This window comes from Micromonospora foliorum, assembly GCF_022229015.1.
In the GTDB taxonomy this organism is placed as follows: domain Bacteria; phylum Actinomycetota; class Actinomycetes; order Mycobacteriales; family Micromonosporaceae; genus Micromonospora; species Micromonospora foliorum.
On the sequence record NZ_JAKKFF010000091.1, the window covers coordinates 1 to 18,617 of the forward strand.

Annotated in this window: 14 protein-coding genes and 2 tRNA genes; 14 read left to right on the forward strand and 2 right to left on the reverse strand. The window is 70.6% G+C overall.

What is annotated here, in order from left to right; all coding sequences use genetic code 11:
- Nucleotides 1–307 precede the first annotated feature (307 nt).
- The 9 genes from PSH25_RS08450 to PSH25_RS08490 all read left to right on the forward strand — a co-directional run bounded on the left by PSH25_RS08450 (nt 308) and on the right by PSH25_RS08490 (nt 12,730).
- On the forward strand, nt 308–916 hold the full coding sequence (locus tag PSH25_RS08450; RefSeq protein WP_238658463.1) for an EboA domain-containing protein: 609 nt from the start codon (nt 308–310) through the stop codon (nt 914–916).
- Complete coding sequence (locus tag PSH25_RS08455) at nt 917–1,774, forward strand: TatD family hydrolase (protein WP_238658464.1); 858 nt, start codon at nt 917–919, stop codon at nt 1,772–1,774.
- Entirely contained in the window at nt 1,774–2,973 is a 1,200-nt protein-coding gene (gene eboE / locus PSH25_RS08460; RefSeq protein WP_238658465.1) for a metabolite traffic protein EboE, read from the forward strand. Before PSH25_RS08455 ends, eboE begins: the two co-directional genes overlap by 1 nt.
- A complete protein-coding gene (locus PSH25_RS08465) occupies nt 2,970–4,385 on the forward strand; it encodes an alkaline phosphatase family protein (RefSeq protein WP_238658466.1) in 1,416 nt (471 codons plus the stop codon). Before eboE ends, PSH25_RS08465 begins: the two co-directional genes overlap by 4 nt.
- The gene (locus PSH25_RS08470) at nt 4,382–5,449 is read left to right on the forward strand and encodes a polyprenyl synthetase family protein (protein WP_238658467.1); all 1,068 of its coding nucleotides are present in this window, start codon (nt 4,382–4,384) and stop codon (nt 5,447–5,449) included. Before PSH25_RS08465 ends, PSH25_RS08470 begins: the two co-directional genes overlap by 4 nt.
- A gap of 218 nt (nt 5,450–5,667) precedes the next feature.
- The gene (locus PSH25_RS08475; RefSeq protein WP_238658468.1) at nt 5,668–8,523 is read left to right on the forward strand and encodes a PQQ-dependent sugar dehydrogenase; all 2,856 of its coding nucleotides are present in this window, start codon (nt 5,668–5,670) and stop codon (nt 8,521–8,523) included.
- A gap of 75 nt (nt 8,524–8,598) precedes the next feature.
- Nucleotides 8,599–10,707: a ThuA domain-containing protein gene (locus PSH25_RS08480; RefSeq protein ID WP_238658469.1), complete on the forward strand. Its 2,109-nt coding sequence runs from the start codon at nt 8,599–8,601 to the stop codon at nt 10,705–10,707.
- 300 nt (nt 10,708–11,007) lie between these two features.
- A complete protein-coding gene (locus PSH25_RS08485) occupies nt 11,008–11,511 on the forward strand; it encodes a sensor histidine kinase (protein WP_238658470.1) in 504 nt (167 codons plus the stop codon).
- Between the two features lie 211 nt (nt 11,512–11,722).
- Entirely contained in the window at nt 11,723–12,730 is a 1,008-nt protein-coding gene (locus tag PSH25_RS08490; RefSeq protein ID WP_030488695.1) for a sugar phosphate isomerase/epimerase family protein, read from the forward strand.
- Between the two features lie 64 nt (nt 12,731–12,794).
- Here the strand turns inward: PSH25_RS08490 and PSH25_RS08495 are convergent, their stop codons facing one another.
- On the reverse strand, nt 12,795–13,199 hold the full coding sequence (locus tag PSH25_RS08495) for a hypothetical protein (RefSeq protein WP_030330394.1): 405 nt from the start codon (nt 13,197–13,199) through the stop codon (nt 12,795–12,797).
- Nucleotides 13,200–13,460: 261 nt separating this feature from the next.
- On the opposite strand from PSH25_RS08495, the gene PSH25_RS08500 reads away from it, so the two are divergent.
- From PSH25_RS08500 to PSH25_RS08515, 4 genes are all read left to right on the forward strand, one after another.
- A tRNA-Asn gene (locus tag PSH25_RS08500) sits at nt 13,461–13,533 on the forward strand.
- Nucleotides 13,534–13,689: 156 nt separating this feature from the next.
- Complete coding sequence (locus PSH25_RS08505) at nt 13,690–15,807, forward strand: MMPL family transporter (protein WP_238658471.1); 2,118 nt, start codon at nt 13,690–13,692, stop codon at nt 15,805–15,807.
- Nucleotides 15,797–17,035, forward strand: coding sequence for an NAD(P)/FAD-dependent oxidoreductase (locus PSH25_RS08510; RefSeq protein WP_238658472.1), 1,239 nt, complete (start codon nt 15,797–15,799; stop codon nt 17,033–17,035). The genes PSH25_RS08505 and PSH25_RS08510 overlap by 11 nt, the downstream gene beginning before the upstream one ends.
- A gap of 121 nt (nt 17,036–17,156) precedes the next feature.
- A tRNA-Ile gene (locus PSH25_RS08515) sits at nt 17,157–17,233 on the forward strand.
- A 71-nt stretch (nt 17,234–17,304) separates the two neighbouring features.
- Here PSH25_RS08515 and PSH25_RS08520 read toward each other — a convergent pair.
- A complete protein-coding gene (locus tag PSH25_RS08520) occupies nt 17,305–17,661 on the reverse strand; it encodes a hypothetical protein (protein WP_372492744.1) in 357 nt (118 codons plus the stop codon).
- A 201-nt stretch (nt 17,662–17,862) separates the two neighbouring features.
- Here PSH25_RS08520 and PSH25_RS08525 point away from each other — a divergent pair, with 201 nt between their 5' ends.
- Entirely contained in the window at nt 17,863–18,411 is a 549-nt protein-coding gene (locus PSH25_RS08525; RefSeq protein WP_238658473.1) for a hypothetical protein, read from the forward strand.
- Nucleotides 18,412–18,617 lie beyond the last annotated feature (206 nt).

The window sequence follows — 18,617 nt, forward strand, 5'->3', positions numbered from 1 at the left end:
GTACCCGTGCCTGTAGTTCATACGTGTACACTTCCACCCTACTGGCGCCCCGGTCGATCGAGTTCCTGCGCGCCGCCGCGGCCACCGATCACCACCCTGACCGCACCCTTTGCTCTGCACCCGCCGAGGCGACACCCGCCGAGGCGACACCCGCCGAGGCGACACCCGCCGAGGCGACACCCGCCAGGGCGACACCCGCCAGGGCGACACCCGCCAGGGCGACACCCGCCGAAGAGGCCCCGGTGCATATGTAGGTGCAGAGCAAAGGGTGGTGGGGTGCCTGGAGCAGCAAGAGGGAGGAGACGGCATGACACCGGATTCACTACGGGCCGCGCTGGGAGGCGTACCCGATCCCGATTGGCTGGACACGGCGCTGCGCCGCGTCACCAGCGAGCCCACCGCGATCACCCGGCTCTTCCCCGCCGTCGGCCGACGCTGCGGTCGGGCCGCGCTGCCCGACGCCCCCGGCTGGACCGCCGACGACGCGGCCCGGGTGCTGCTGCTCACCAGCCTGCCCGGTGATCACGCGGCGTACGCCGAGCGCCTCTACCAGCACGGTGACGCGGCCGAACGACGAGCCGTGCTGCGCGCCCTGCCGCTGCTGCCGATCGGCGCCGACGCGGTGGCGTTGCTGCACGACGCGATCCGGACCAACGACACCCGGCTGGTCGCCGCCGCGCTCGGCCCGTACGCCCGGCACCTCGACCCGGCCGCCTGGCGGCAGGCGGTGCTCAAGTGCGTGTTCAGCGGCGTCCCCCTGGCCGCCGTGGCCGACCTGGACACCCGGGCGGACGGCGAGCTGGCCGAGATGCTGGCCGCGCTGGCCGCCGAACGGCACGCCGCCGGCCGGGAGCTGCCCGCCGACGCCACCGACCTGCTCGACCGGCTCACCGCCGCACTGCCCCGGGAGGCGTGAATGCGCATCTTCGACCCCCACATCCACATGACCTCACGCACCACCGACGACTACGAACGGATGGCCGCCGCCGGCGTACGCGCGGTGGTGGAGCCGGCGTTCTGGCTGGGTCAGCCGCGCACCAGCGCCGCCTCGTTCACCGACTACTTCGACTCGTTGATCGGCTGGGAGCCGTTTCGGGCCGGGCAGTTCGGGGTGCGCCACTTCGCCACCATCGCGCTGAACCCCAAGGAGGCCAACGACCCGCGCTGCCGCCCGGTCCTCGACCTGCTGCCCCGCTACCTGGACAAGGACGCGGTGGTGGCGGTGGGCGAGATCGGGTACGACTCTATGACGCCCGAGGAGGACGAGGCGTTCGCGGCGCAGCTCGCCCTCGCGGTGGCGTACGACCTGCCGGCGCTGGTGCACACCCCGCACCGGGACAAGGCACGCGGCTGCGAACGGACCCTCGCCGTGGTCGCCGAGTCCGGCATCGACGCGGGTCGGGTGGTGGTCGACCACCTCAACGAGGTGACCGTCAAGCTGGTCCGCGACAGCGGCTGCTGGCTGGGTTTCTCCATCTACCCGGACACCAAGATGACGCCGCAGCGGATGGTCGAGCTGCTGCGCGAGTACGGCACGGAACGGATGCTTGTCAACTCGGCAGCCGACTGGGGGCGCTCCGACCCGTTGCTGACCCGGGCCACCGGTGAGGCGATGCTGTCGGCCGGCTTCAGCGACGACGACGTCGACACGGTGCTGTGGCGAAACCCGGTGGAGTTCTACGGGCAGTCGGGGCGGCTCGACCTCAGCGACCTGGACGTCGCCGCCGCCGTCGACCCGCAGACCGGCAACTCGATCCTGCGCGGCGGCAGCTGATGCGGCTGCGACATGCCGGCGGCGAGACCGTCCACCTGGGCTACTGCACCAACGTGCACCCCGCCGAGGACCTCGCCGGCATCCTCGGTCAACTGGACACCTACGCGGTGCCGGTCCGCGAGGCGCTCGGCAGCGACCTGCTCGGGCTCGGCCTGTGGCTGGCCGCCCCGGTCGCCGCCGAGCTGGCCGCCAACCCGACGCTACGCCGCCGGTTGCGCACCGAACTCGACGCGCGCGGGTTGGAGGTGGTCACCCTCAACGGCTTCCCGTACGCGGCCTTCCAGGCGCCGGTGGTCAAGCAGGACGTGTACCACCCGGACTGGACCACCGAGCAGCGCCTGACGTACACCCTGAACCTGGCCCGGGTGCTCGCCGACCTGCTGCCCGACGACGCCGCCCGGGGCTCGATCTCCACCCTGCCGCTGGCCTGGCGTCAACCGTGGGACACCGACCGGGCCGACGCGGCCCGACGCCGGCTGGACCAGCTCGCCGCCGGCCTGGCCACCGTGCAGCGGGACACCGGCCGCGAGGTGCGCATCGCCTTCGAGCCGGAGCCCGGCTGTGTGGTGGAGAGCACCGGTCAGGCGGCCACATTGCTGTCCGGGATGGACACCGAACGGCTGGGTGTCTGCCTCGACCTGGCCCACCTGGCCTGCGCCTGGGAGGAGCCGGCCGAGGCACTGCACCGACTGCGCACGGCCGGACTGCCGGTGGTGAAGGTGCAGGTCTCGGCCGCCGTCGAGGCCGCCGACCCGGAGGGCGGGGCCGAGGCGTTGCGCCGCTGGGTGGAACCACGCTTCCTGCACCAGACCCGGGGCGCCGGTTGCGCCGGCCTGGCCGACCCGGCCGACCCGGCGTACGCGGCCGACGACCTGGACGAGGCGCTGGACCGGGCGCTGCCCGGCCCGTGGCGGGTGCACTACCACGTGCCGCTGCACGCCCCACCCGAGGAACCGCTCGGCTCGACCCTGCCGGTGCTGCGCGCGGCCCTGAGAGCGCTCTTCGACGGCTCGACCGCCGGCTGTGACCACCTCGACGTCGAGACGTACACCTGGGGGGTGCTGCCGGCCGCACGACGGCCCGGCACCGACGCGGAGCTGGCCGCCGGCATCGCCGCTGAGCTGGCCTTCGCCCGGGACGAACTGGTCGGCCTCGGGCTGACCGCAGAGCGAACCGTGAGCATGGGGGTGACGCGATGAGCCGGCGACTGGTGGTCCTCGACGTGGTGGGGTTGACGCCCCGACTACTGGCGCACATGCCTCGACTGCGGGGGGTCGCCGACGGCGGCTTCCGGGCCGAACTGGGCACCGTGCTGCCCGCCGTGACCTGCTCGGTGCAGTCCACCTTCCTCACCGGCGAGCCGCCCAGCGGGCACGGGATCGTCGGCAACGGGTGGTATTTCCGCGAGTTGGGCGAGGTGCTGCTGTGGCGGCAGCACAACGCGCTGGTCGGCGGGGACAAGCTCTGGCAGGCCGCCCGTCGGGCCGAGCCCGGCTACACCGTGGCCAACGTCTGCTGGTGGTACGCCATGGGCGCGGACGTCAACTGGACGGTGACGCCCCGCCCGGTCTACTACGCCGACGGGCGCAAGGAGCCGGACTGCTACACCGACCCACCGGAGCTGCACGACGCGCTCACCGGGCGGCTGGGCACGTTCCCGCTCTTCACCTACTGGGGGCCGACGGCCGGGCTGCCGTCGTCGCGGTGGATCTGCCAGGCCGCCGAGCAGATCCTCGCCGACGTGTCACCCGATCTGACCCTGGTCTACGTCCCGCACCTGGACTACGACCTGCAACGCTTCGGTCCCTCGTCGGCGCAGGCCGCCGCGGCGGCAGCCGAGCTGGACGCGGTGCTCGGCCCGCTCCTGGACGCCGCCCGGGCGCGGGACGCCACAGTGGTGGTGCTGTCCGAGTACGGCATCACCGACGTGTCCCGGCCGGTGGACGTCAACCGGTTGCTGCGCGCCGAGGGGCTGTTGCACGTGCACACCCAGGCGGGCATGGAGTACCTCGACCCGTGGACGTCGAAGGCGTTCGCGGTCGCCGACCACCAGATCGCGCACGTCTACGTCAAGGATCCGGCCGACGTGGCGGCGGTGGCGAAGCTCTGCGCCGGCCTGCCCGGGGTGGCCGAGGTGCTCGACGCCGAGGGCAAGGCCGCGCACGGGCTGGACCATCCGCGCGCCGGTGAGCTGGTGCTGGTGGCCGAGCCGGACGCCTGGTTCACCTACTACTACTGGCTGGACGACGCCAACGCGCCGGACTTCGCCCGGCTCGTGGAGATTCACCGCAAGCCCGGTTACGACCCGGCGGAGCTGTTCTTCGACCCGGCCAACCCCGGTGCCGCGAAGGCCCGCGCCGGGGTGGCCCTGGCCCGCAAGAAGCTCGGCATGCGCTACCTGATGAGCGCTGTCGGCCTGGACGCCGGCGCGCGGGCGGTGCGGGGCTCGCACGGGCGGCTGCCGGACGACCCGGCGGACGGCCCGGTGCTGCTCTGCTCCGATCCGAGCGCGGCCCGGGACAAGATCGCGGCGACCGAGGTCAAGGCACTGCTGCTGGAGCTGGCCGGGCTGAGCCCCGGCGGTGCGGGCGGCTCGGGGGAGGGGGCATGACGGTCACCGTCGCGCCCACCGACGCCAGCGAGCTGCGGGCGCGCTTCGACGCGGAGCTGGCCGGGTTTCTCAGCCGGCAGGGCCCGGACTGGCCGGACGGAGCGCCGCGAGGCGTGTTCACCGCGCTGCAACGGTTCGTGCTGGCCGGTGGCAAGCGGTTGCGACCGCTCTTCTGCTACTGGGGCTGGCGCGGCGCGGGGGCGGCCGACGGCACCCCGATCGTGGTGGCCGCGGCGGCCCTGGAGCTGTTCCACGCGTTCGCACTGATCCACGACGACATCCTGGACGGCAGCGACCGCCGCCGGGGTGAGCCGTCGGTGCACCGGCTCTTCGCCGACCTGCACGCCCGCTCGTCGTGGCGTGGTGACCCCGAGGCGTACGGCCGCAACACCGCGCTGCTCTGCGGGGACCTCTGCGCGGCCTGGTCGGATCAGATGTTCCACGAGTGCGGGCTGAGCACCGAGCAGGTGCACCGGGGGTACGGCGTGTTCGCGCTGATGCGTACCGAGGTGATCGCGGGCGAGTACCTGGACCTGGTGTCGGGCGTGGGTGACGGCTCGGTGGCCAGCGCGCTCACCGTGATCCGGATGAAGGCTGCCCGCTACACGGTCACCCGGCCGTTGCAGATCGGCGCGGCCCTGGCCGGCGCGGGGCCGGAGCTGATCGCCGCGCTGGGCGAGTTCGGTGACCCGCTGGGTGACGCGTTCCAGCTCCGCGACGACGTCCTGGGCGTGTTCGGTGACCCGGCGGTCACCGGGAAGTCGGTCCTGGACGATCTGCGTGAGGGCAAGCCCACGGTGATGATGGCGCTGGCCCGCAGCGCCGCGGACCGGCCGCAGACCATCCGGCTGCGGGAGCTGTTCGGCAACCCGGCGTTGGACGCCGAGGGCGCGGCGGAGCTCCGCGACATCATCGAGGCGACCGGTGCGCGGGAGCGGATCGAGCAGATGATCCGGGTCCGCACCGAGGCCGCGCTCTCCGCCCTGCAGAGCGCCATGGTGGCCGACGAGGCCCGCGTGGCCCTCGTTGCGCTGGCCGGCCAGGCGATCGACCGACGCGCCTGACCGGCGACTTTCGATCAAATCGACAAAAGTTGATGCTGAACCGCCGGAAGGTATGGACACATCGACACGTGCGACTTAGTGTCGTGACCAACACGACAATGTTTCGTCGAGGTGAACCGGCGGCGCGGTAACCCATCGACCCCCCACCACCGCTACGGCATCCGGCGCGACGGCGCGCGCCCGGCCTGGCAGTCACTCGTCAGGAAGGGACAGCACAGATGTCCATGAAGGACGCTCCCAGACAACGGTCCCGACGATGGTTCTCCGCCGGATCAGCGCTGCTGCTGGCGGTCGCCGCCGGCACTGTCACATTCGCCGCCGGGTCCGCCCCCGCCCAGGCGCACACCATCGTCGCCAGCGACTTCCAGCAGGTCGAGCTGGCCCGCGGTGTGACCGACATGGGTGAGCCGATGTCGTTGGCGGTGCTGCCGGACCGCTCGGTCCTGCACACCGCCCGCAACGGCACCCTGCGCCGCACCGACGCCAACGGCACCACCTCCGTGGTCGGCACCCTGTCGGTCTACACGCACGACGAGGAGGGGTTGCAGGGCGTCGGGGTCGACCCGGGCTTCGCCAGCAACCGTTACATCTACCTCTACTACGCCCCGCCGCTCTCCACCCCCGGCGGTGACGCGCCGGCCACCGGCACCGACTTCTCGGCCTGGAACGGGGTCAACCGGCTCTCCCGGTTCACCCTCAACTCGGACTACACGCTCAACCAGTCCAGCAAGGTCGACGTGCTCGACGTCCCGGCCAACCGGGGTCTGTGCTGCCACGTCGGTGGGGACATCGACTTCGACGCCGCCGGCAACCTCTACCTCTCCACCGGCGACGACACCAACCCGTTCGAGTCGTCCGGCTACTCGCCACTGGACGAGCGGACCAACCGCAACCCCGCGTACGACGCGCAGCGCAGCGCCGGCAACACCAACGACCTGCGCGGCAAGATCCTGCGGATCAAGGTGAACGCCAACGGCACGTACTCCATCCCGTCGGGCAACCTGTTCGCCCCCGGCACGGCCAGGACCCGGCCGGAGATCTACGCGATGGGGTTCCGCAACCCGTTCCGGATCAGCGTGGACAAGGCCACCGGTGTGGTCTACGTCGGTGACTACGGGCCGGACGCCGGCTCCACCAGCTCCACCCGCGGGCCGTCCGGCCAGGTGGAGTTCAACCGCGTCGCCGCCCCGGGCAACTACGGCTGGCCGTACTGCACCGGCACCAACACCACCACCGAGACGTACAACGAGTTCGACTTCGGGACCAATGCCAGCGGCGCCAAGTACAACTGCACCGGCGGGCCGACCAACAACTCGTTCCGCAACACCGGCCTGACCACCCTGCCGCCGGCCCAGCCGGCCTGGATCCGGTACGCCGGCGACGCCGGCACCCCGGCCGAGTTCGGCGGTGGCTCCGAGTCGCCGATGGGTGGCCCGGTCTACCGGTACAACGCCTCGTCGACCTCCACCACCAAGTTCCCGCAGTCGTTCGACGGGCAGTTCTTCGCCACCGAGTTCGGCCGGGGCTGGATCAAGCCGATCCACGTCAACGCCGACGGCTCCCGGGGCACCATCGACACCTTCCCCTGGGTCGGCAAGCAGGTGATGGACTCGGCGTTCGGCCCGGACGGGGCGTACTACGTGCTCGACTACGGCACCGGTTACTTCAACGGTGACGCCAACTCGGCGCTCTACCGCTTCGACTACGTCGGCGGCGGCAACCGGGCGCCCACCGCGAAGGCCAGCGCCAACCGCACCTCTGGCGCTGCCCCGCTCGCGGTGACCTTCTCCTCGGCCGGCTCGTCCGACCCCGAGGGCGGCGCGTTGACCTACTCGTGGGCGTTCGGCGACGGGACCACCTCGACCGCTGCCAACCCGACGAAGACCTACAGCACCAACGGCACCTACACCGCCACGCTGACGGTGCGGGACCCGCAGGGCGCCACCGGCAGCAGCAGCGTGCAGATCAGCGTCGGCAACACCGCGCCCACGGTCACGATCAACAACCCGGGCAACGGTCAGCTGTTCAGCTTCGGGGACACGGTGCCCTACAGCATCACGGTGACCGACCCGGAGGACGGCGCCATCGACTGCACGAAGGTCAAGATGACCTACGTGCTCGGGCACGACCAGCACGGGCACCAGATCACCTCGAAGACCGGTTGCTCTGGCTCGATCACCATCCCGGTCGACGGTGAGCACGACGACGCGGCGAACATCTTCGCGATCTTCGACGCCGAGTACACCGACGCCGGTGGGCTGACCACGCACACCCAGCACACGCTGCCGCCGCGGCACCGCCAGGCCGAGTTCTTCAGCACCTCGTCCGGGGTCAACGTGTTCAGCAAGACCCCGGCCGAGGGTGGCAAGACCGTCGGTGACATCAACAACGGCGACTGGATCGCGTTCCAGCCGTACCGGCTGGGCAACGTGACCTCGTTCAACGCCCGGGTCTCCTCGGCCGGTGCCGGTGGCACCCTCCAGGTCCGGGCCGGCTCGGCCACCGGCACGGTGCTCGGCTCGGCCACGGTCCCGGTGACCGGCGGCTGGGAAACCTTCACCACGGTCACCGGGACGATCACCAGCCCGCCGACCGGCACCACCACGCTCTACCTGACCTTCGCCGGGTCGGGCACCGGGGCGCTCTACGACCTGGACGCCTTCACCTTCGTCACCGGGACGCCCCCGGCGGGTGGGGCCGGGCCGATCAAGGGCCTCGGTGGCAAGTGCCTGGACGTGCGCAACGCCGCCACGGCCGACGGCACGCAGATCCAGATCTACACCTGCAACGGCAGTGCCGCGCAGACCTGGGCGGTCACCCCCAACTCCACCATCAAGTCGTTGGGCAAGTGCCTGGACGTGTCGGGTGGTGCCACCGCCGACGGCACCAAGATCCAACTCTGGACCTGCAACGGGACCGCCGCCCAGAACTGGGCCGCCCAGGCCGACGGCACGCTCCGCAACACGGCCTCGGGCAAGTGCCTCGATGTCTCTGGCAACAGCTCCGCTGACAGCACGGTGGTCCACCTCTGGACCTGCACCGCCGCCGCCAACCAAAAGTGGATCCTGCCCTGAGCTGGCGGGAGGGGCCCTTCGACAACGCCTAGTGTGGTGCGAGGGGCCCCTCCTAACCGCAATTAGGAGAGCGATATGCGCAGACGCCTGCGACCCGTCCTCGGTGCGGCCATGGCCGCACTCGCCGTCATCGCCTGTACCACCCCGGCCACCCCGGCCAGCGCCGCCGACGCCCCGTACGACGTGCTGGTCTTCTCCAAGACCGCCGGTTTCCGGCACGACGCGATCCCGGTCGGCATCCAGACCATCCGCGACCTGGGCGCGGCGAACAACTTCACTGTCACCGCGACCGAGGACGCCGCCGCGTTCACCACGAGCAACCTCAACCAGTACGAGGCGGTCGTCTTCCTCAACACCACCGGCGACGTGCTCAACGCCACCCAGCAGACCGCCTTCGAGTCGTACATCGGCTCGGGCCGCGGGTACGTGGGTGTGCACGCCGCCGCCGACACCGAGTACGACTGGCCGTTCTACGGCAACCTCGTGGGGGCGTGGTTCGCCTCGCACCCCGCGATCCAGCAGGCCAACATGAAGGTGGAGGACCGGGGTCACGCGGCGACCGCGCACCTGCCGCAGACCTGGACCCGCACCGACGAGTGGTACAACTACCGCACCAACGCCCGGTCGAGCGCCCACGTGCTGGCCACCCTGGACGAGTCGTCGTACTCCGGCGGCGGCATGGGCGCCGACCACCCGCTGAGCTGGTGCAAGAGCTACAGCGGTGGGCGGTCCTTCTACACCGGCGCGGGGCACACCCAGGCGTCGTACGCGGAGTCCGGGTTCCGGAACCACCTGCTCGGCGGCATCCGGTACGCCTCCGGTCGGAGCAAGGCCGACTGCCGGCCCGAGACCGGCTACACCCCGCTGTTCAACGGCTCGACGGCCGGTTGGTCACAGGCCGGCCCGGGCAGCTTCACCAACTCCGACGCCACCCTGACCTCGGTCGGCGGCATGGGGCTGTACTGGTACAACGCCAAGCAGTTCACCAACTACTCGTTGAAGCTGGACTGGAAGCTGGCCGGTGACGACAACTCCGGCATCTTCATCGGGTTCCCGCCGTCGAGTGACCCGTGGTCGGCGGTGGACAACGGTTACGAGATCCAGATCGACGCCACCGACGCGACCGACCGCACCACCGGCGCGGTCTATACCTTCAAGTCCGCCGACATCGCGGCCCGTGACGCGGCCCTGAACGCGGCGGGGGAGTGGAACACGTACGAACTGCTGGTCGAGGGCGAGCGGCTGCAGATCTTCCTCAACGGGGTGAAGATCAACGACTTCACCAACACCAACCCGGTCCGCTCGCTGGCCGGCCACATCGGCATCCAGAACCACGGCACCGGTGACGACGCCTCCTTCCGCAACATCCGGATCAAGGAGCTGGGCACCACGCCGCCGCCCACTGGCACGATCCAGGCCGAGGCGTTCAGCTCGGCCAACGGGGTCTCCGCGTTCACCAAGGCGGGCGCCAACGGTGGGCAGACCATCGGCTACATCGACCCGGGCGACTGGGCCGCGTACAACGGGGTCAACCTGACCGGGGTCACCTCGTTCACGGCCCGGGTCGTCTCCGGCGGCGCGGGTGGCAACATCCAGGTGCGCACCGGCTCGGCCACCGGCCCGGTGCTCGGCACGGTCGCCGTGCCGAACACCGGCAGTTGGACGACCTTCGCCAACGTCTCCACGGCGCTGTCCAACGTCCCGTCCAGCACCCAGAACCTGTACCTCACCTTCACCGGTACCGGCACGGGGCTCTTCGATTTGGACGACTTCACCCTGGTCAAGGGCACTGGGGGCGGCACCGGGGTCGGCCCGATCAAGGGTCTCGCCGGCAAGTGCCTGGACGTGCGCAACGGCGCCACCGCCGACGGCACCCAGATCCAGATCTACACCTGCAACAGCAGCACGGCGCAGACCTGGACCGTGACGCCGAACTCGACGATCAAGGCGCTCGGCAAGTGCCTGGACGTCTCCGGCAGTGGCACCGCCGACGGCACCAAGATCCAGCTCTGGACCTGCAACGGCAGCGGCGCGCAGAACTGGGCGGCCCAGTCCGACGGCACCCTGCGCAACCCGTCGTCGGGCAAGTGCCTGGACGTCTCCGGCAACAACTCCGCCGACAGCACCATCGTGCACCTCTGGACCTGCCTCAACGCGGCCAACCAGAAGTGGACCCTGCCCTGACCAACTGACCCGGAGGGCCCGCGACGCACGTCGTCGGCCCCTCCGGCCCAGCCGGCCTGACCGCCGACGTGCCCGGCCGACGTGCCCGGTCGACGTCCCCCGCCGACCGGTCGCATCGTCAAAGCGCGACGAGCGGTGTCTCCAACGAGCGTGATGCCTCTGAGTCATTGTGATGACTCAGAGGCATCACGCTCGCACCGCTTCGTCCGCCGGGTCGCCATCCCGACGGGCACCGCATGCGGGGTTGTCGGCGTGGACGCCGCCGACCGGCTCACAGCGGGCTGCCGTACCTTGACCTGCATGGGGTTGTTCGCGCAGTGGCGTGGGACGGTGCTGGCGCGAGGCCATCAGCTGCTCGGTGCGCTGGGCCGGGCCGACGAGCCCGACGACCCGTCCGAGCCGGCGCCCAGCCTCAACCGTCTCGGCGCGTTGGTGGAGGGCTTCACCACCGGTCAACCGGTGCGGTGGTCCATGGCCGGGCAACCCCGGCCGCTGCCCGGCCCGGTCGACGTGGTGGCGTACCGGATCATCGAGGAAGCGCTCACCAACGCCTGCCGACACGCGCCGGGCGCCCCGGTCGGGGTCCGCCTGCGCTACGACGCCGCGGGCATCACCATCGAGGTCCGCGACGAGGGCGCCGGTCCCGCTCCGTCCGGCGGCGGCACCCCGGCGGCCGGTCGGGGTCTGCTCGGGGTACGCAGGCGCGCCGAGCGGCTCGGCGGCACGTTCTCGGCCGGCCCGCGCGCCGGTGGCGGCTTCACCGTACGGGCTGTCCTGCCCGCACCCGAGGAAATGATCGGATGATCGGCCGAGCGCAGGGCTTCCCCGATGGGGTAGTGCGGAAATAGGGTGGGGGCGGCTACCGTGCTGGTGGCCGGTGACCCGGTGGGAGGCGCAACCCGCCGGGCTCAGGTGTGTTCCGCACCCACCGGTGACCGCCCGCGTGCCGCGTACGTCCGGTCACCCTCGCCCCGGTCCGCACATGGAATCCCCATCACAACAGGGGAGAAGGACAATGGCGCGACCCATCACGCTCTTCACCGGCCAGTGGGCCGACCTTCCATTCGAAGAGGTCTGCCGGCTCGCCTCCGAGTGGGGCTACGACGGTCTGGAGATCGCCTGCTGGGGCGACCACTTCGAGGTCGACAAGGCGCTCGCCGACGACTCGTACGTCGAGCGCAAGCGGGAGACCCTCGCGAAGCACAACCTTGAGGTTTTCACGATCTCCAACCACCTCGTTGGTCAGGCGGTCTGCGACCACCCGATCGACGAGCGGCACCAGGACATCCTGCCCGGCCGCATCTGGGGCGACGGGGAGCCCGAGGGGGTTCGTCAGCGGGCCGCCGAGGAGATCAAGGACACCGCGCGGGCGGCGGCGAAGCTCGGGGTGAAGACGGTCGTCGGCTTCACCGGTTCGTCGATCTGGCACACCCTCGCGATGTTCCCGCCGGTGCCGCCGTCGATGATCGAGCGCGGCTACCAGGACTTCGCCGACCGGTGGAACCCCATCCTCGACGTGTTCGACGAGGTGGGGGTGCGGTTCGCGCACGAGGTGCACCCGAGCGAGATCGCGTACGACTACTGGACGACGAAGCGGACGCTGGAGGCGATCGGCAACCGGCCCGCGTTCGGGCTGAACTGGGACCCGTCGCACTTCGTCTGGCAGGAGCTGGACCCGGTGAACTTCATCTTCGACTTCGCCGACCGCATCTACCACGTGGACTGCAAGGACGCGAAGGTGCGTACCGGGGACGGCCGGCGTGGCCGGCTCGCCTCGCACCTGCCCTGGGCCGACCTGCGGCGCGGGTGGGACTTCGTCTCCACCGGCCACGGCGACGTGCCCTGGGAGGACTGCTTCCGCGCGTTGAACGCGATCGGCTACACCGGCCCGATCTCGGTCGAGTGGGAAGACGCCGGCATGGACCGGCTGGTCGGCGCCCCGGAGGCGTTGCAGTTCGTTCGCCGGCTCGCCTTCGACGCACCGAGCGCCGCCTTCGACGCGGCGTTCAGCAGCAAGGACTGACCGCACTCCGGACAGACCACGGGCCGGTCGCCCTGCGGCGACCGGCCCGTCGACGTGCGATGGGTCAGAGCGTGCTGGCGTTCGTGCCCGAGCCGGACGGCTTGGTGCGGGGGTTCGTGGACGACGGCGACCCGGAGGTCGTGCCGACCGTGCTGGTGCCCGCCTTGGCGCCCACGGTGGCGGGCGTGCCGGCGAACGCGTCGTCGGCGGCGGTCAGCTCCTGCTTGCCGGTGCTGCCGTTACCGGTGCCCAGCTTCTCGGCCAGTTTGGTCTGGCCGAGCTTGTCCTTGCCCTCGCTGTAGAGCTTGTTGGCCTGGGCCTGCGCGACCCCGGCCGCCTCCTGGACGGTCGGGTGGTCGAGCACCTTGCGGCCCCGGACCACGAGCTCTTCGTACTTTTCCCGGCCGGCACGGGCGCCCAGGACGAATCCCGCAGCCAGCCCGCCAAGAAACATGATCTTTCCGCGCATGGCGGCTCCTTCCGTACCTGACGCGCCGTCGCCCCGGCGAGTTGCCCCGTCGGAAGGCGACCTGTTCGCGCCTGCGTCCTCTGTCCGCAGCTAACTACCCATCCTGCTCCCCGCTCAAGCATGCTTGTGCCGGGATGGCGATTTACCCCTATTGTCAATGCGACGGCAGGGAGGGAACCCACTGGACCACCACCCGGGGAAGTCCTGTACTCTTGTCCCGTCGCACGGCGTCGGGGAGATCCGAAGTCGCGCGGAGCACGATCCCCTGTAGCTCAATTGGCAGAGCAGCCGGCTGTTAACCGGCAGGTTATTGGTTCGAGTCCAATCGGGGGAGCTTTTCCCACGTACGCCCGTCAGCCACCAGCCGACGGGCGTTTTCGTGTGTGTGACCTGGTTTCACCCACCTGCGACCTGCTTGCCCGGCAGGATGGTCGATGTCGACTGAGGCTCCCGCTGCGTCGATTGATGCGTCGATCCTTGGGGTGAGTGCATGTTCGGACGAGGCGGCAAGGCCACGCTGATCGCGGTGGCGGTCGTGCTGGCCTGGCTGGTGATCGGCGGTGTGGCCGGCCCGTACGCGGGGCGCCTCAGCGAGGTCGCCACCAACGACAACGCCGCCTTCCTGCCCACCGACGCCGAGGCGACCCGCGCCCAGGGCCTCGCCGGCGAGTTCGTCGACCGGCAGACCATCCCCGCGCTTGTCGTCTACGAGCGGCCCGCCGGGATCACCGACGCGGACCGGCAGCGGGTGAGCGCCGACGCCGCCCGGTTCGCCCAGATCCCCGGCGTGGTCACCCCACTGCCCCCACCCATACCGAGCGACGACGGCCAGGCCCTCCAGGTCGTCGTACCGGTGGACGACGCCGACGGCGAGGAGATCGGCGCGGTCGTCGAGCACCTGCGCGACATCACCGGCGGTGACCGGGACGGCCTCACCGTGGACGTCTCCGGCCCGGCCGGCCTGCTCGCCGACCTGATCGAGGTCTTCTCCGCCATCGACGGACCACTGCTGCTGGTCACCCTGGTCGTGGTGCTGGTCATCCTGCTGGTCGTCTACCGCAGCCCGGTCCTCTGGATCTTCCCGCTGCTCGCCGCCGGGATGTCGTACGCCCTCGCCTCGGTCTTCGTCTACCTGCTCGCCGACGCCGACGTGGTCAAGCTCAACGGGCAGGCCCAGGGCATCCTCACCGTGCTGGTCTTCGGCGCCGGCACCGACTACGCGCTGCTGCTGATCGCCCGCTACCGGGAGGAGTTGCACCGGCACGACCGCCCCCGGGACGCCATGAAGACCGCCTGGAAGGGCGCCGCGCCGGCCATCATCGCGTCCGGCGGCACCGTCATCGTCAGCCTGCTCTGCCTGCTGCTGTCCAGCCTCAACTCCAACCGGGCGCTCGGCCCGGTCGCCGCCATCGGCATCGCCGCCACCCTGCTGGTGATGCTCACCTTCCTACCCGCGCTGCTGGTGCTCGGCGGGCGGTGGGCGTTCTGGCCCCGACGGCCCCGAGCCGACCAGGCCGACCCGCGAGCCGAACACGGCATCTGGAGCCGCGTCGCCGGCTTCGTGGCCCGGCACGCCCGCCCGATCTGGCTGAGCACCGCCGTCGTGCTGGCCCTGCTGACGCTCGGCCTCACCCAGCTCGGCGCCACCACCCTGGGCCAGTCCGACCTGTTCACCCAACGCACCGACTCGGTCGACGGCCAGGAGGTGATCTCCCGGCACTACCCGGCCGGCACCGGCAGCCCGGCCACCATCTTCACCACCGAGCAGACCGCCCGGCAGGTCGCCCAGGTGGCGAAGGACGTGCCCGGCGTCGCCGACGTCCGCCCCCTCACTGCCGGCCCGCAGACCGGCCCACCCGATCCGAGTGCCGCCCCGAAGGTCGTCGACGGGCGGGTGCAGCTGGACGCGACCCTGACCGATCCACCCGACAGTGACGGCGCCGAGCGGACCATCCGCGAGCTGCGGGTGGCCGTCCACCAGGTGCCCGGCGCGGACGCGGTGGTCGGCGGCTTCACCGCGATCAACGTGGACACCTCGGACGCCGCGAAGCGCGACCAGAACGTCATCATCCCGGTGGTGCTGGTGGTCATCGCGGTCATCCTGGCCCTGCTGCTGCGTGCGCTGCTCGCCCCGCTGCTGCTGATCGCCACCGTGCTGCTCAGCTTCGCGGCGACCCTCGGCCTCTGCGCGCTGCTGTTCCGGCACGTCTTCGACTTTCCCGGCGTGGACTCGTCGTTCCCGCTGTTCGCGTTCGTCTTCCTGGTCGCGCTCGGCATCGACTACAACATCTTCCTGATGAGCCGCGTCCGCGAGGAGTCGGTCAAGCGCGGCACCCGCGCCGGGGTGCTCTCCGGCCTCGCCGTCACCGGCGGGGTGATCACCTCCGCCGGCATCGTGCTCGCCGCGACCTTCTCCGCCCTCGCCGTCCTGCCACTTGTGGTGCTCGTCGAGTTGGGTACGGCGGTCGCGATCGGGGTACTGATCGACACCATCATCGTCCGGTCGCTGCTGGTGCCCGCACTCGCGTACGACATCGGGCCGAAAATCTGGTGGCCGGGCCGGTTGTCCCGGGCGAACGGTGAGCGGGAGGCGCGCGGTGCTGGCTGAAACCGATGTGGTCATCGTCGGCGGCGGCCTGGCCGGCCTCGCCGCCGCCCGCCGGCTGCACCGCGCCGGCGTGCCCTGGCGGCTGGTGGAGGCCGAGGGTCGGCTCGGCGGCCGGGTCGCCACCGACGTGGTCGACGGTCACCTCGTCGACCGGGGCTTCCAGGTGCTCAACACCGCCTACCCCCGGCTCGGCACGCTGCTCGACACCGACCAGCTCAACCTCGGCTACTTCACCTCAGGTGTACTGGTCCGCAAGGGCGACAACCTGCTGCGGCTGGTCAACCCGCTGCGCGAGCCGACCGGCGGGCCCGGCACCGCGCTCGCCGGGGTCGGCTCCCTGCTCGACCGGCTGCGCTTCGCCGCGCTCGCCACCGGCTGCGCCACCCTGCCCGCGTCCCGGCTGCTCGCCGCCCCGGAGACCAGCACCGAGACGGCGCTGCGCCGCGCCGGCCTCTCCGACGCCATCATCGAGGAGCTGCTGCGACCGTTCCTGTCAGGCGTGCTCATCGAACGGGAACTCTCCACCTCCAGTCACGTGCTGGCGATGGTGCTGCGCTCCTTCGCCCGCGGCCGGATCGGCCTGCCCGACGAAGGCATGGCCGCGCTGCCCCGGGCCATCGCCGCACCGCTGTCCGCCGACCTGCTGGACCTGGACACCCCGGTCGCGGAGGTCACCCCGGGCCGGGTCCGCACCCAGGCCGGTGACATCCGCTGCCGGGCCGTCGTGGTCGCCGTCGACCCACCCGCCGCGTCCGCGCTGCTGCCGGCCCTGTCGACGGTACGCATGCACAGCTACACCACCTACTACCACAGCGCTCCCGAGCCGCCGCTCACCGAGCCGATCCTGCTCGTCGACGGCGACCGACGCGAACTCGTCGCCAACACGGTGGTGCTCAGCAACGCCGCCCCGACGTACGCGCCCACCGGACGGCACCTGATCGCCACCTCGGTGGTCGGCCCGACGGCCCCACCCGAGCCGACCATCCGGGCCGAGCTGACCCGGCTGTACGGCCGCTCCACGGCCGACTGGGCCCACCTCACCACCGTGGCCGTCCCCGAGGCGCTACCCGCCGCACCACCGCCGCAGGGGCGGCTGCGCAAGCCGGTGGCGCTGGGGGAGGGCCTGTTCGTGGCCGGTGACCACCGGGACAGCCCATCGATCCAGGGTGCCCTCACCAGCGGCTGGCGGGCTGCCGGCGCCGTGCTCGACGAGCTGCGCGCCGGCTGACAGGCGTACCCGAGCACGCTGTTATATTCCTGTTGCCCATCGTGCTGGTGCAGGCGTGGGCGCCGGCCGGCTCGGTGCTGGCTGCTGATCGCCGAGCGGGATAAGATCCGGCGCGGTGTTCGGGGCGGTAGCTCAGCCGGTTAGAGCAGTCGACTCATAATCGATCGGTCACGGGTTCGAGTCCCGTCCGCCCCACCAACCGTTTACAGGAGAAACAGCCCTCCGCGCCTTCGCAGAGATGATCTCTGTACAACCTGGGTACAACCGCGTCACCTGTGCTCAGACGTGCGTCGACCTGGTTCCGCGCGACGCTGCGGGCTGGCTGGCACCCTGCCGAGACGGCGATCTTGGCTTACGTGCGGGATGGCGGCCGACCGCGTCGGCTTGCTGCGGGGCGCAGCGGTGGGCGGAGGGCGCAACCCAGCCATCATGACGAAGATCGACCGTCGGGCCACTGCGTCACCCTGGCCGTCTAGCTCGTAGCCGTCGAGCCACACCCACCCGTCGTAGGTGATCCAGTCGAGCTGGCGGATGACTCGGAATCTGATTGGACGGCTGAACTGCACGCTGGCCGCACGCCCCACGATCAGCAGATCCCGGCCTTCACGGCTTGGGGCCAGAAACATTCCCGTGTCCATGTTCCACACGTCGGCGGCCATCCGGCCACCGACGGAACTAGACGACACGAACGTGCCCTCGGCCTTGGCGCCCTGGCCCTGGCCCGCTCCACGGTGTGTGGGTCGGCGGCAGACGGGATGGCAGCAAAGGATGGTTGGGTTCGGCGAGCTTCATTGCGGCCCACGGTGGTGGAGACTCGTCATGATGGGATGGTGACGAAAGCTGATCAGCTTCTACTTGCGGCTCTTGTCGCTGCGCTCACGTCCGCCGTGGTCACGCTTGCGGTGGAATGGTTGGCCAAGCCCACCTTGGAGGCGCGTAAGGAGCGGATCCTCGCCAAGCACCGGGCGAGAGCGAACGTCAAGCGTTGTCTGGGCAGGACAAGAGAGATGGTCTATATCCTGCTCGGACCGTGGCCGCACACGAAGGCGATGCAGGCTACGCCCCTCCACGTGAGGACGTTGTATCGCAAGCGAATCGCCGCCACGTTGGGCGAGATCAGCGTCTGTGCAGACGATCTGCTGGCGGCAGTAGTTGATGCCTTGCCGCACCTCAGTCTCAGGGAAAGAGAAATCCTTCTTCCCTTCGCGGGATATCTTCGTGCAGTTGCGGACACGGCAGAACCGGATGAGAATTTCTCGCTGCTGGCAGAGAAGATCGATTTGCTGACACAGTGGTATGAACGCCCTCGCTGGCAGCGCCGGAAATCCCTGACGATCAACCCACACCCAGCGTCTCGTACCCGTCCGGCTGACTAGCTCACGCCGTCGGCGAGTGAACCTGCCGGTACAGCCACACTTAGGCAAGGGTCGACGCCTGCCGCGAGCAGTCCGCATCTGGTCCGCAGGAGGCCGATTGGTGGTGGGGGAGTGGTGAGAGATGTCGAGAGGCGTTTCCGCTGTTAGCTGGCCACTCGGGCAGGTCGCCGGGTCGCCAATCTTGATCTCATAATCCCTCGGTCGCG